The following is a 12,308-nucleotide window of genomic DNA, read 5'->3' on the forward strand; positions in this document are numbered from 1 at the left end:
TCCTTGCACTTGTAGTCGGAAGGTCAGCCGGCCAGCCGCTGGCGGAGGTCGTCGAGCCGGGCACGCACGGTCCCGTCGATCACCTCGTCGCCGACGGTGACGCGCACCCCGCCGACGAGGGCGGGGTCGATCACCTGGTTGACCGAGATTTTACGCCCGTAGGCGGTCTGCAGCCGGTCCGCGAGGGCATCCGCCTGCGCGTCCGTGAGGGGCCTCGCGACCTGCACGACGGCGACGAGGAGCCCGCGGGCCTCCGCCACGACCTGCTGGGCGTGGCGCATCCCCTCGACCGGCTTGCGGCCGCGGGGCAGGAGCACGACGTGCCGGACGATCTCGCGGGTCGCGGGCTTGGCGTCCGTCAGGACCGCGTCGACGAGCGCCGTGCGCGCCTCGGCGGGCGCCGCCTGCCCGCCGAGCGCGAGCTCGAGCACGCCGTCGGAGGCGATGGTGCGCTGCACCACGAACAGCTCGCGCTCGAGGCCGTCGCCCCGGGCGCCGGCGGCGAGCGCGCGGAAGCCGAGCTCCTCGATGCCGCCCACCAGGTCGTCCGCGTCGGACCAGCGGCCGGACACGAGGGCGGCGAGCAGCTGCCGCGTCTGCGGCTTGGACGCGGCGAAGACGCGCGAGACCAGGGCCTCGCGCTGCTCCTCGGGCACGCCGGGGTCGGCGAGCACCGCGGTCAGCTGGTGCGAGGAGGCGACGGCGCGCGCGGCCGCGAGCAGCTCGGGGCCGATCGCGGCGTCGGGCCGCTTCAGCGCCGTCAGCGCCTCCACGGCCCGGGCGGTCGATGCGCGGGTGGCGGCGCCCATCAGCGCTCCCGTCCGCTCATCGGCCGGTGCCCGCGCGCTCGGTCTCGAGGTCGGCGAGGAAGCGGTCCACGTAGGCGGTCGCGTTCTCGTCCTTCGCGAGGTGCTGACCGATCACGCCGGAGGCGAGGTCGAGCGCCAGCGAGCCGACCTCCTGCCGCAGCTCGGACTGGGCCTTCGCGCGGCTCGCCTCGACCTGCGTGTTCCCCTGCGCGACGATGCGGTCCGCCTCGGACTGCGCCTGCTGGCGCGCCTCGGCGACGATGCGCTTCGCGTCGTCGCGGGCCTGCTCGCGGATGCGGCCGGCCTCGACCCGCGCCTCGGCGAGCTGGGCGTTGTAGCGCTCGAGCGCCTCGTCCGCCTCGCGCTGCGCGGCCTCGGCCTTCGCGATGTTGCCCTGGATCGCCGACGACCGCGCGTCGAGCAGCGCGTTCATGCGCGGCAGCCCGACCTTCCAGACCACGATCGCGATCACGATGAAGATGACGAGCGACCAGACGACGTCGTACAGCTCGGGGAAGAGCGGCCCCAGCGAGGTCTGCCCGCCGGAGGGCTCCGCCGCCATCAGGATGACTCCACCCATGACGAGTCCTTTCTCGGAGTTCGAAGGGGTGGGATCAGGTGAAGATGAAGCCGGTGGCGATGCCGATGAGGGCGAGCGCCTCGGTGAACGCGATGCCGATGAACATCTGCGTCTGCAGGCGGCCCTGCAGCTCGGGCTGCCGCGAGGTGCCCTCGATCGCCTTGCCGACGACGATGCCGACGCCGATGCCGGGGCCGATGGCCGCGAGGCCGTAGCCGACCGTCGCGATGTTGCCGGTCAGGGCAGCGAGAACGGTGGTGTCCACTGTCGTGTTCCTTTCATGGTCGGCGGGCGTCTCGCGCCAGCCGGGTCGGTCCGGCCCCCTGGGCCGGGAGGTCAGTGCTCCTCGGCGAGCGAGAGCTGGAGGTAGACGGCGGTGAGCAGCGCGAAGATGTACGCCTGCAGGGCGGCGACGAACAGCTCGAAGAGCGTGAAGGCGAAGCCGAAGACGAGGGTGCCGACGCCGAACAGCGAGAGCAGGTTCGGCCCCTGCTGGAAGAAGAAGAACCAGGTCGCCGAGAAGAACAGCACGAGCAGCAGGTGCCCGACGAGCATGTTCATCGTGAGCCGGAGCGTCAGCGTCACCGGCCGGAGGATGAACGTCGAGAAGAACTCGATCGGCGTGACGATGAAGTAGAGCGGCCACGGCACGCCGGGCGGGAACAGCGAGTTCTTGATGAACGCGCCCGGGTGCTTCTTCAGCCCCGCGTAGATGAAGGCGACCCAGGCGATCACGGCCATCACGATCGGCAGGCCGATGACGCTCGTCCCCGCGATGTTGAGGAAGGGGATGACGCTCGTGACGTTCATCCCGATCGTCACGAAGAAGATCGTGGTGATCAGCGGCAGGAAGCGCCGGCCGTCCTTCTCGCCGAGGATCTCGTAGGCGATGTTGTTCCGCACGAAGTCGAACGGCAGCTCGACGAGCGAGGAGCCGCGGCTCGGCACGACCTTGAGCGCACGGGTGCCGAGCACGACGAAGAGCACGAGCACGAGCATCACGAGCAGCCGGATGATCATGATCCGGTTCAGCGCGAAGGGGGTGCCGGCGAAGAGGACGATCGGCGGGAAGAACTCGGCGATCGACGGTGCATGGAACCCGCCGCCGTCTTCGGCGGCCTGCAACAGGGTCAGGGCGTAACGCAGGGTTCTCTCCATGGTCGTGGACGCGTCGTCGCATCACGCGGTCAGGGCGCCCCAAGCCTAGCGGACCGGCTCGCGCCCCAGGAATCGGGGGCGGGGATCAGCGCCGCGGGGAGCCCACGGGGATGCGGGCGCGCCCGACGACGAGCACGTCGACGACCAGCGAGGCGATCACCGTCGCGGCGACCGCGCAGAACAGGACGACCGGTTGCACCCACGGCTGGTCCCTGAGCGCGAGCATCGCGAGCAGGAAGACCACGAACTTCACGAGCCAGCCGCCGAGCAGCGCGGCGAAGAACGCGCTGGACTCGAGGCCGCCGAAGCGGTCGGCGACGAGCAGGCTGGCGGCGGTCACGCCGAGGAAGAGCAGGGCGAAGCCGGCCCCGACGACGCCGGAGAGGACGCCGGGCCAGCCGGTCAGGATCCCGCCGACGATCGAGGCCGCGAGCGCGATCGCCGCCGCCGCGATCGCGCCCTGCGCGAGCGCGCGGCGCATCACGCTCGACGCGGTGTCGAAGCCGCCGCTCATGCGGAGCGCTCCTTCGGCGAGGCCGGACGGTCGCGCGATGCGCGGTCCAGCGGGTCGAGCACCGCGATCTCCCTCGTCGTCGCCGCCTGCGGCCTGGTCTGCACCTCGTACTCCCGCCGCTTCCGGTGCGACAGCGGCGCGAGGGTCGCGATCGCGCAGACGACGAGCCCTCCCCCGATGAAGGACCAGGCGATCGTGAGGTCCGGCACGACGAAGAAGAGCAGGGACCCCACCGAGATCACCGCCGTCCAGGCGTAGAAGATGAGCGTCGCGTGCAGCCGGGAGTGCCCCATGTCGAGCAGCCGGTGGTGCAGGTGCTTCCGATCCGCGCTGAACGGGCTCTTGCCCGCCGCGATCCGCCGCACCACCGCCGAGCTGAAGTCGAGGACGGGCACGATCAGGATCGCGATCGGCAGCAGCAGCAGCATGAAGGACGGGGCGTACTGCGCCCGGGAGTAGCCCTCCGCCGTCTGGAACGTCTGCGGGGTGATCGAGGTGGTCACCGCGATCGACGCGACGGCGAACATCAGCCCGACCAGCAGGCTGCCCGCGTCGCCCATGAACAGGCGCGCGGGGTGCCAGTTCAAGGGCAGGAAGCCGAGGCACGCGCCGCACATCGCGGCGGACAGCAGCGTCCCGAGGCTGAAGTAGCTGGAGGCGCCGGTGGCCTGCAGCAGCATGTAGCTGTAGAGGAAGAAGGCGCCGTTCGCGATCACCGCGACGCCGGCGACCAGCCCGTCCAGGCCGTCGATGAAGTTCATCATGTTCATCACGACGACGATGACGACGAGCGTGAGCGCGAGTGAGGACCAGGACGAGGCCACCAGGATCCCGACGTCCCCGCCGACGGGCAGGTCGGTGATCTGCAGGCCGCCGAGGTAGGCGAGCAGGCCCGCCGCGATCAGCTGGCCGATCAGCTTGGTCGTCCAGTCCAGGTCGAAGAAGTCGTCGAGCACGCCCATGACGACGATCAGGGTCGCGGCGCAGAGGATCGCGATGATCTGCGGCTCGTTGCCCTGGAAGACCAGCCGGAACCAGTCCGTCCGGGTGGAGATCACCCAGGCGACGAGCATCGCCGAGAGCAGGCCCGTGTACATGGCGATGCCGCCGAGGCGCGGCGTGGGCCGCGTGTGCACGTCGCGCTCGCGGATCTCCGGGTGCAGCCGGAAGCGGATGCCGACCTTCCACATGACGATCGACATCAGGAAGCTGACGACCGCGGCGATCAGGCCGACCAGCAGGGTGACGATCATCCGGCGCCCCGCGGGCGCTCGTCGTCCGCGGCCGGGTCGTCGGGGACCGCGGTCTCGTCCTGCGGCTCCGGCTCGTCCTGCGACTCCGGCTCGGGCTCGGCGGCGATGAACGCCTCCGGCACGACGGCCTGCAGCGCCTCGGCGAGGATGGCGCCCTCGCGCAGCACGACGAGCGGCCCGGTGCCGTCGACGAGACCGGTCGCGTCGATGATCGTGGACGGCAGCGCGCCCGGCGTGCTGCCGGCGTCGAGGTAGACGTCGACCGCGTCGCCCAGCATGCCGAGCGCGTCCTGCGCGGTGGTCGCAGCGGGCTGCCCGGTCAGGTTGGCGGAGCTGACGGCGAGCGGCCCGGTCTCCGCGAGCAGCTCCAGCGCGATGCGGTCGTCCGGCATCCGGAGCGCGACGGTGCCGCCGGTCTCCCCCAGGTCCCAGACGAGCGTCGCGCGGGCCGGGAGCACGATCGTCAGCGCGCCCGGCCAGAAGGCGTCCGCGAGACGGTTCACGGCCTCGGGCACCTGCTCCGCCAGCGCGTCGAGCGTGCTGCGGTTCGGCACCAGCACCGGCGGCGGCGCCTGGCGCCCGCGGCCCTTCGCATCGAGCAGGGCCTGCACGGCGGCCGGCTGGAACGCGTCCGCGGCGATGCCGTAGACGGTGTCCGTGGGCATGACGACGAGATCGCCGCGTGCGATCGCGGCGCGTGCCTCGCGCATGCCCGGCAGCAGGGTGACCGGGTCGGTGCAGTCGACCACCGTCGCCATGGGCCTCACTGTAGCCCGGCGCCCCCGCTCCCCCGGGCACGGCCCGCCGCGGCTGGGGTCGACACGCGGGCCCTGCAGGGGAGCGGGAGGCCGTGCTCAGCGGAGGCGGGCCGTCGTGACGCGGTCGCGGCCGGTCAGGTCCGGGTGCGTGGCAGCCTCGACCCAGCGGTGCCCGAGAAGCGCGCGGACCGCTTCGCCCTGCAGCTCGCCGTGCTCCACCGCGAGCCCGCCGCCCGGGCGCAGCAGGCGCTCGGCCGTCGCGACGACGGCGCGCATCGGATCCAGGCCGTCCGCGCCGCCGTAGAGGGCGACGGCCGGGTCGAAGCGGTCGACCTCCGGGTCGCGCGGCACCATCCCGTCGGGCACGTACGGCGGGTTTGAGACGACCACGTCCACCGAGCCCTCCCACTCGGGGACGGCGTCGGCGAGGTCGCCCTCGACGATGCGCGCGTTGGGGGCACCGACCGTCGCGGCGTTGCGGCGCGTCCAGGGCAGCGCGTCGGGGCTGCGCTCGACGCCGACCACCTCGACGTCGGGGCGCTCGAGCGCGACCGACAGGGCGATCGCACCGCTGCCGGTGCCGAGGTCGACGATTCGGCCGGCGCCGGCGGGCAGCAGGCGCAGCACGTGCTCGACGAGCACCTCCGTCTCGGGCCGCGGCACGAAGACGCCCGGGCCGACCGCCAGGTCGATCCGGCGGAAGTGCGCGACGCCGGTGAGGTGCTGCAGCGGCTCGCGGGCGCCGCGGCGCAGCCCGAGCTCGCGGAACCGCGCCGCCTCGGCGACCGACAGCGACGAGCCGACCAGGGCGAGCGCCTGCGCGCGGCCGCGGGAGACCCCGAGCACGTGGGCGAGCAGCAGCTCCGCGTCCACGCGGGGCTGCGGCACCCCGCCGAGGCGCAGGTGGTCGACGACCGCGGCGAGGGCGACGTCGGCGCGGCGCGGGTCGGAGGCGTGCATCGCCTCCATCCTCGCGGTCACCGGCGCCGGGCGACGACGGCGTAGAGGGGGTCGCCGCCGTAGCGGCCGCCGCGGTCCGGACCCGGTGGCGTGCGCAGCGACGCCTCCGGCTCGGTGAAGCCGCCCGCCTGCCGCAGGTACTCCGCCGCGATCGCGCACCGCTCGTCCTCCGAGGCCAGGAGCCAGCCTCGCACGGCCTTCGTCGGGAAGAGGCGGTTCGAGAAGGTCAGGACGACGGGCGCCCCCGGACGCAGCACCCGCGCGGCCTCCGCCAGCACGGCCACCGGGCGGACGAGGTAGTCGATCGAGACGCAGCACAGCACCGCGTCGAACGACCCGTCGGGGAACGGCAGGGCCGTCTCCTCGTTGAGGTCCTGCACGACGCGCTCCGCCGCCTGCGGGTTCGCGTCGAGCTCGGCGCGGTTCAGGCCGAGCACGGCGAGGTGCTCCGGCGTCGCGCGGAGGTGCGAGACCCACGACGACATGAGGTCGAGGACGCGGCCGGACACCCCGAGCTCCTCGTACAGGGCGCCGACGGCGTCGATCGCGCCCGCGTCGATGTGGGTGACGAGGCGCGGAGCGCGGTAGAAGCGCGTGTCGGCGGACTCGTCGTCGCGGGCGAAGAAGCCGGGCGGGAACTGCACGGGGTCAGTCTGCGGCCGGTCCGCGGGCCGGGGTGGTCTCGAGGCTCCTTCGTCGCACCTCGACCAGCGGGGGGCGTCCGCGCCGGTCTGCCGAGTCATCGGGGTGCCGGGTGCGCCGGAGTCGCGGAGGTGGTCGGCGTGCGTTTTGTAGGAGGTTCTGCAGCGCGTCGCCTGGTGAACGATGCGCTGGCAGAACCTCCTACAAAATCTCGTGGGCTGGGGCTGGGGCTGGGGCTGGGGCTGCGGGCTGGGGCCGCCAGCCGGGTCAGTCCGCGAGGGCGGCGAGTCGGGCGGCCTCGTCGGCCTCGATCGCGCTCGTCACGATCGGGTCGAGGGCGCCGTCGAGCACCGCGTCGAGGTTGTACGCCTTGTACCCGGTGCGGTGGTCGCTGATCCGGTTCTCCGGGTAGTTGTACGTGCGGATCCGCTCGGAGCGGTCCACGGTGCGCACCTGGCTGCGCCGCGCGACCGACGCCTCGGCCTCCGCGGCCTCCTGCTGCGCCGCGAGCAGCCGAGCCCGCAGGACGCGGAGCGCTGCTTCGCGGTTCTGCAGCTGGCTCTTCTCGTTCTGCATCGACACGACGATCCCCGTCGGCAGGTGCGTGATCCGCACCGCCGAGTCGGTCGTGTTCACGCTCTGCCCGCCGGGACCCGACGAGCGGAAGACGTCGATCTTCAGGTCGTTCGGGTCGATCGTCACCTCCTCGGGCTCGTCGACCTCGGGGAAGACGAGCACGCCGACGGCGGAGGTGTGGATGCGGCCCTGCGTCTCCGTGCGCGGCACGCGCTGCACGCGGTGCACGCCGCCCTCGTACTTCAGGTGCGCCCAGACGCCCTGCGCGGGCTCGTTCGACGACCCCTTCACCGCGACCTGCACGTCCTTGTAGCCGCCGAGGTCGCTCTCGGTCCGCTCGAGCAGCTCGGTGCGCCAGCCCTTCGACTCCGCGTAGTGCAGGTACATCCGCAGCAGGTCGGCGGCGAACAGCGCGGACTCCTCGCCGCCCTCGCCCGCCTTGATCTCGAGGATGACGTCGCGCCCGTCGTCCGGGTCGCGCGGGATCAGGAGGCCGCGCAGCCGGTCGGCCGCCGCGGTCTCCGCCGTCTCGAGGTCGGGGATCTCGGCGGCGAACGCCGGGTCCTCCGCCGCCAGCTCCCGGGCCGCCGCGAGGTCGTCGCGGTACTGCCGGTAGGCGTCCCACGCGCCGACGATCTGCGCCAGCTCCGCGTAGCGGCGACCGACCCGGCGCGCGCGGCCGGCGTCGGCGGGCAGCGCCGGGCGGACGAGCTGCCGCTCCAGGTCGGCGTGCTCGGCGACCAGCGGCCCGACGGCCGCGAAGGGCTCGGCCGCGTCGGTCACTTCCCGCTCGGCAGCGACTTCTGCATCTGCACCAGGAACTCGACGTTCGAGGCGGTCTCCCGCAGCTTCGACACGACCGTCTCCAGCGCCTCCTGCGGCTCGCGACCCGCGAGGGCGCGCCGCAGCTGCCGGGTCACCTTGACCTCGTCGGGCCCGAGCAGCTGCTCGTCGCGGACCGTGCCGCTCGCCGACACGTCGACCGCCGGGAAGATCCGCTTCTCCGCGAGGGCGGACGACAGGACCAGCTCGCTGTTCGCGGCGCCGCGGAACTCGGCCAGCACGACCTCGTCGGCCTCGCCGGTCTCGGTGAGCGCCGTCGCCAGCACGGTCAGCGAGCCGCCGTTCTCGACGTTGCGCGCCGCGCCGAACAGCTGCTTCGCGGGCAGCAGCGCCGCCGCGTCCAGCCCGCCGCCCAGCTGTCGGCCCGCAGCGGGCACGGTCTGCGCGTAGGCGCGGGCGAGGCGGGAGATCGAGTCGAGCAGCACGACGACGTCGTAGCCCAGCTCGACGAGGCGCTTCGCCCGGTCGATCGCGAGCTCGGCGACCGTCGTGTGGTCCTCGGCGGGCCGGTCGAAGGTCGAGGCGATGACCTCGCCCTTCACGGTCCGCTGCATCTCCGTGACCTCCTCCGGCCGCTCGTCGACGAGCACGACCATCAGGTGGGCCTCGGGGTTGTTCGTCGTGACGGCGTTCGCGATCGCCTGCAGCAGCAGGGTGCGGCCGCTGCGCGGCGGCGCCACGACGAGGCCGCGCTGGCCCTTGCCGATCGGCGCGACCAGGTCGACGACGCGCGTCGAGATCTTCTGCGACTCGGTCTCGAGGCGCAGCCGCTCCTGCGGGAACAGCGGCGTCAGCTGGGCGAAGTCGACGCGGCCCTCGGACTCGGCGACGGGCAGCCCGTTGATCGAGTCGACCTTCACGAGCGCGTTGTACTTCTGCCGGCTCGGCTGCTCCTGCTCCGGGATCTGCCGGATCGAGCCCACGACGGCATCGCCGCGGCGCAGGTGGTACTTCTTCACCTGGCCGAGGGAGACGTAGACGTCGTTCGCGCCCGAGAGGTAGCCGGAGGTGCGGACGAACGCGTAGTTGTCCAGCACGTCGAGGATGCCCGCGATGGGGATGAGCACGTCGTCGTCGCGGACCTCCGGCTCGTCCCACTCGCCGCCGGAGCCGCGGCGCTTGCGGTCGCGGTAGCGCCCGCGGCGGCCCTCGCCCTCCTGCTGCTGCTCGGCTCCGCCGCGCTGGTCGCCGCCGCGCTGGTCACCGCCGCGCTGCTGCTCCGGCTGCTCCGCCTTCTGCTGCTGCTGCTGCTGACCACGCTGGCCGGACTGCTCCTGCTGCGCGTCCTTCTGCTGCTGCTGGTTGCCGCGACCCCGGCCGCGCCCGCGCCCGCGCCGACCGCCGCTCTGGCGCTCGCCCTCGTCGCCCTCGGACTCGCCCTCGCCGCCGTCGCGGCGCTGCAGCTCCTGCAGGTCCTCCGCGATGCCCGTCAGGCCCGCGTTCACGTGGTCGGCCGCGGCCTTCGGCGCCCCGGAGCCGCGCTGCTCCGCCGCCTCGTCGCCGATCTCGGCCCCGCCGGCCGCCTCGTCGGGCGACACCGCGTCGGACTCCTGCTCGGGCCGCTCGGGCTCCTGCTCCGCGGCGGGCTGGGACGCGCCCGCGTCGGACGCCGCCCCGTCCTCGGCCGTCGCCGCCGGCTCGGCGGGCGTCTCGACAGGGGCGGGCTCCGCGGGTGCCTCGGGCTGCGGCTCGGCCGGCGCCCCGGGCTCGTCCTGCTCCGCGGCCTCCGGCTGCGCGGCGGCCGGCTCGGCCTCGTGCTGCTCGGCCGCCTGCTGCTCGGTGTCCTGCTGCTCGGTGTCCTGCTCGACGGCGTCCGGGGCGGCCGCGCCGCCCTCCCGCTCGTCGGCCTCGACGGTGTCGTACCGCTCGTTGATCGCGTCCACGAGTGCGCCCTTTCGCATTCCGGTGGTGTCGCCGACGCCGAGCGACGCCGCGAGGTCGCGCAGCTCGGCCACCCGGAGGGCTGCGAGACGGCTGCGGGGGACGCGGGGGCGTGGTTCGACTTCAGTCACGATGATTTCGCTGGGTCCTCACGGCCCCGTGGGGCGAGACGGGTCCCTCCCGCGCCCCGGTGCCCGCGCGGGTGACCTGAGGCCAGACCCGCGCCGACTGCTCCGGCCTCTGAGAGGGCCGGAAGGCACCGTCCGCACTCCTCAGGAGGGAGCACGCAGGACGGGTGCCTGCTGGTCCCGAAGCGTAGCACCCTTGATGTCGACGGCGGGGAGGATCGCCTCCCACCGGTGCTCCGCGGCGGACCTGACGAGGGCGGCGGCCTCGAGCCGGCGCGACGGGTCGCTCGCGAGCACGAGGATCGACGGCCCCGCGCCCGAGACGACGGCGGCGTGCCCGGCGGCGCGCAGCAGCGCGATCATGCGGTCGGTCTCCGGCATCGCGCTCGCGCGGTACGACTGGTGCAGCCGGTCCTCCGTCGCGGTGTGCAGCAGCTCGGGCGACTGGATCAGCGCCGCGATCAGCAGCGTCGAGCGGCTGACGTTGAAGATCGCGTCCGCGTGCGGCACGTTGACCGGCTGCAGGCTCCGGGCGAGCGCCGTCGACATCGTGTGCTCGGGCACGAGCAGCAGCGGCGAGACGCTGCGGTGCGGCAGCAGGCGCTTGTGCTGCGGCCCGTCGTCGCCCGTCCAGGCGATCGTGAGGCCGCCGAACAGCGCCGGCGCGACGTTGTCCGGGTGCCCCTCCATCGCCGTGGCGATACCGAGCAGCCGGTCCCCGTCGAGCTCGACGATCCCCGCGAGCAGGCCGGACGCCGCGACGACGCCGCTCACGACCGCGGCGCCGGAGCTGCCGAGGCCCCGACCGTGCGGGATCGTGTTGCGGGCGACGAGGTCGAGGCCGGGCGGGGCCTCCCCCACCTCCGTGAAGACGCGCAGGATCGCCTGCACGACCAGGTTCGACTCGTCGGTCGGCACCTCGCCCGCACCGACGCCGTGCACCTCGACGCGCGCGCCGGGCACCTCCGACGCCGTCACGGTGAGCACGTCGTAGACGCTGAGGGCGAGGCCGAGGGTGTCGAAGCCGGGGCCGAGGTTCGCGGTCGTCGCCGGCACCTCGACCGTGACGCTGCGCCCCGCCGGGACGCGGGAGGCGGTCACGTGGTCGTCAGCCCCAGCGTCTCGGCGACCGCCGCCGGGTCGACGGGCACGCTGGTCGGCGTCGCCTCCTCGCCGCCCGGGCCCTTCAGCGCCCACTGCGGGTCCTTCAGCCCGTGGCCGGTGACGGTCAGCACGCAGGTCGAGCCCGCGGGGATCTCCCCCGCGTCGGCGCGCTCGAGCAGCCCCGCGACGCTGATCGCGCTGGCCGGTTCGACGAAGATCCCGACCTCGGCCGACAGGACGCGGTGCGCGGCGAGGATGCCGGCGTCGTCGATCGCGCCGAAGTAGCCGTCCGAGTCCGCGTGCGCCTCGAGCGCGAGCCGCCACGAGGCCGGGTTGCCGATGCGGATGGCCGAGGCGAGCGTCTCCGGGTCGCGCACCACGTGCCCGACGACGATCGGCGCGGAGCCGGCCGCCTGGAACCCGAACATGCGCGGCAGCCGGGTGGTCGCGCCGCGGTCCAGCTCCTCGCGGTAGCCGCGATGGTAGGCGGTGTAGTTGCCCGCGTTGCCGACGGGGATGAAGTGGAAGTCGGGCGCGTCCTCCAGCACCTCGACCACCTCGAACGCAGCGGTCTTCTGCCCCTCGATGCGGTCGTTGTTCACGGAGTTGACGAGGTGCACCGGGTACTGCTCGGCGAGCCCGCGCGCGAGCTCGAGGCAGTCGTCGAAGTTGCCCTGCACCTGCAGCAGCTGCGCGTCGTGCGCGATGGCCTGCGACAGCTTGCCGAGCGCGATCTTGCCCTCCGGGACCAGCACCGCCGCGGTGATGCCGGCGTGGGTGGCGTACGCGGCCGCGGAGGCCGACGTGTTGCCGGTCGAGGCGCAGATGACGGCCTTCGCGCCGTGCTCCACGGCCTTGCTGATCGCCATCGTCATCCCGCGGTCCTTGAAGGAGCCGGTCGGGTTCATGCCCTCGAACTTGACGAACACGCGCGCGCCGGTGCGGGCCGAGAGCGCGGGCGCCTCGATCAGCGGCGTGCCGCCCTCGCCGAGCGTCACGACCGGGGTCGCGTCCGACACGTCCAGCCGGTCCGCGTACTCGCGGATCACCCCGCGCCACTGCCGCGAGGTCCGCACCGCGGTCGCCGTCATCGTCACTCCTC

The 12,308-nt window shown here is 73.5% G+C and carries 13 protein-coding genes; all 13 read right to left on the reverse strand.

Going from position 1 to position 12,308, the window contains the following annotated elements:
* Positions 1-23: 23 nt before the first annotated feature.
* The gene (locus ACFSBI_RS08945; RefSeq protein ID WP_377934133.1) at positions 24-809 is read right to left on the reverse strand and encodes a F0F1 ATP synthase subunit delta; all 786 of its coding nucleotides are present in this window, start codon (positions 807-809) and stop codon (positions 24-26) included.
* A gap of 16 nt (positions 810-825) precedes the next feature.
* The gene (locus ACFSBI_RS08950) at positions 826-1,389 is read right to left on the reverse strand and encodes a F0F1 ATP synthase subunit B (RefSeq protein ID WP_377934134.1); all 564 of its coding nucleotides are present in this window, start codon (positions 1,387-1,389) and stop codon (positions 826-828) included.
* A gap of 34 nt (positions 1,390-1,423) precedes the next feature.
* Complete coding sequence (gene atpE, locus ACFSBI_RS08955) at positions 1,424-1,654, reverse strand: F0F1 ATP synthase subunit C (RefSeq protein ID WP_377934136.1); 231 nt, start codon at positions 1,652-1,654, stop codon at positions 1,424-1,426.
* A 71-nt stretch (positions 1,655-1,725) separates the two neighbouring features.
* Positions 1,726-2,547, reverse strand: a complete 822-nt coding sequence (gene atpB, locus ACFSBI_RS08960; RefSeq protein WP_377934138.1) for a F0F1 ATP synthase subunit A — start codon at positions 2,545-2,547, stop codon at positions 1,726-1,728.
* Between the two features lie 85 nt (positions 2,548-2,632).
* Positions 2,633-3,061, reverse strand: a complete 429-nt coding sequence (locus tag ACFSBI_RS08965; protein WP_377934140.1) for a hypothetical protein — start codon at positions 3,059-3,061, stop codon at positions 2,633-2,635.
* Positions 3,058-4,314 carry an MraY family glycosyltransferase gene (locus tag ACFSBI_RS08970; RefSeq protein ID WP_377934142.1) on the reverse strand — a complete coding sequence of 419 codons (1,257 nt, stop codon included), beginning with the start codon at positions 4,312-4,314 and terminating at the stop codon, positions 3,058-3,060. The genes ACFSBI_RS08965 and ACFSBI_RS08970 overlap by 4 nt, the downstream gene beginning before the upstream one ends.
* The gene (locus ACFSBI_RS08975; protein ID WP_377934144.1) at positions 4,311-5,072 is read right to left on the reverse strand and encodes an L-threonylcarbamoyladenylate synthase; all 762 of its coding nucleotides are present in this window, start codon (positions 5,070-5,072) and stop codon (positions 4,311-4,313) included. The genes ACFSBI_RS08970 and ACFSBI_RS08975 overlap by 4 nt, the downstream gene beginning before the upstream one ends.
* Positions 5,073-5,168: 96 nt before the next feature.
* Positions 5,169-6,041: a peptide chain release factor N(5)-glutamine methyltransferase gene (gene prmC, locus ACFSBI_RS08980; RefSeq protein WP_377934267.1), complete on the reverse strand. Its 873-nt coding sequence runs from the start codon at positions 6,039-6,041 to the stop codon at positions 5,169-5,171.
* Positions 6,042-6,049: 8 nt separating this feature from the next.
* A complete protein-coding gene (locus ACFSBI_RS08985) occupies positions 6,050-6,676 on the reverse strand; it encodes a class I SAM-dependent methyltransferase (RefSeq protein ID WP_377934146.1) in 627 nt (208 codons plus the stop codon).
* A 265-nt stretch (positions 6,677-6,941) separates the two neighbouring features.
* Positions 6,942-7,994 (reverse strand): peptide chain release factor 1, encoded by a 1,053-nt coding sequence (gene prfA, locus ACFSBI_RS08990; RefSeq protein WP_377934269.1) that lies wholly within the window; start codon positions 7,992-7,994, stop codon positions 6,942-6,944.
* 35 nt (positions 7,995-8,029) lie between these two features.
* Positions 8,030-10,048 carry a transcription termination factor Rho gene (gene rho / locus ACFSBI_RS08995; RefSeq protein ID WP_377934148.1) on the reverse strand — a complete coding sequence of 673 codons (2,019 nt, stop codon included), beginning with the start codon at positions 10,046-10,048 and terminating at the stop codon, positions 8,030-8,032.
* 198 nt (positions 10,049-10,246) lie between these two features.
* On the reverse strand, positions 10,247-11,203 hold the full coding sequence (thrB, locus tag ACFSBI_RS09000) for a homoserine kinase (protein ID WP_377934150.1): 957 nt from the start codon (positions 11,201-11,203) through the stop codon (positions 10,247-10,249).
* On the reverse strand, positions 11,200-12,297 hold the full coding sequence (gene thrC, locus ACFSBI_RS09005; RefSeq protein ID WP_377934151.1) for a threonine synthase: 1,098 nt from the start codon (positions 12,295-12,297) through the stop codon (positions 11,200-11,202). The genes thrB and thrC overlap by 4 nt, the downstream gene beginning before the upstream one ends.
* Positions 12,298-12,308: the final 11 nt, after the last annotated feature.

Origin of the sequence: Amnibacterium endophyticum (assembly GCF_042680685.1) — a bacterium.
Taxonomy (GTDB): domain Bacteria; phylum Actinomycetota; class Actinomycetes; order Actinomycetales; family Microbacteriaceae; genus Amnibacterium; species Amnibacterium endophyticum.

Coding starts and splice junctions, on each gene's coding strand:
- ACFSBI_RS08945 (WP_377934133.1), bottom strand. CDS start 809: ATGGGCGCCGCCACCCGCGCATCGACCGCCCGGGCCGTGGAGGCGCTG.
- ACFSBI_RS08950 (WP_377934134.1), bottom strand. CDS start 1,389: ATGGGTGGAGTCATCCTGATGGCGGCGGAGCCCTCCGGCGGGCAGACC.
- atpB (WP_377934138.1), bottom strand. CDS start 2,547: ATGGAGAGAACCCTGCGTTACGCCCTGACCCTGTTGCAGGCCGCCGAA.
- ACFSBI_RS08965 (WP_377934140.1), bottom strand. CDS start 3,061: ATGAGCGGCGGCTTCGACACCGCGTCGAGCGTGATGCGCCGCGCGCTC.
- ACFSBI_RS08970 (WP_377934142.1), bottom strand. CDS start 4,314: ATGATCGTCACCCTGCTGGTCGGCCTGATCGCCGCGGTCGTCAGCTTC.
- ACFSBI_RS08975 (WP_377934144.1), bottom strand. CDS start 5,072: ATGGCGACGGTGGTCGACTGCACCGACCCGGTCACCCTGCTGCCGGGC.
- prmC (WP_377934267.1), bottom strand. CDS start 6,041: ATGGAGGCGATGCACGCCTCCGACCCGCGCCGCGCCGACGTCGCCCTC.
- thrC (WP_377934151.1), bottom strand. CDS start 12,297: ATGACGGCGACCGCGGTGCGGACCTCGCGGCAGTGGCGCGGGGTGATC.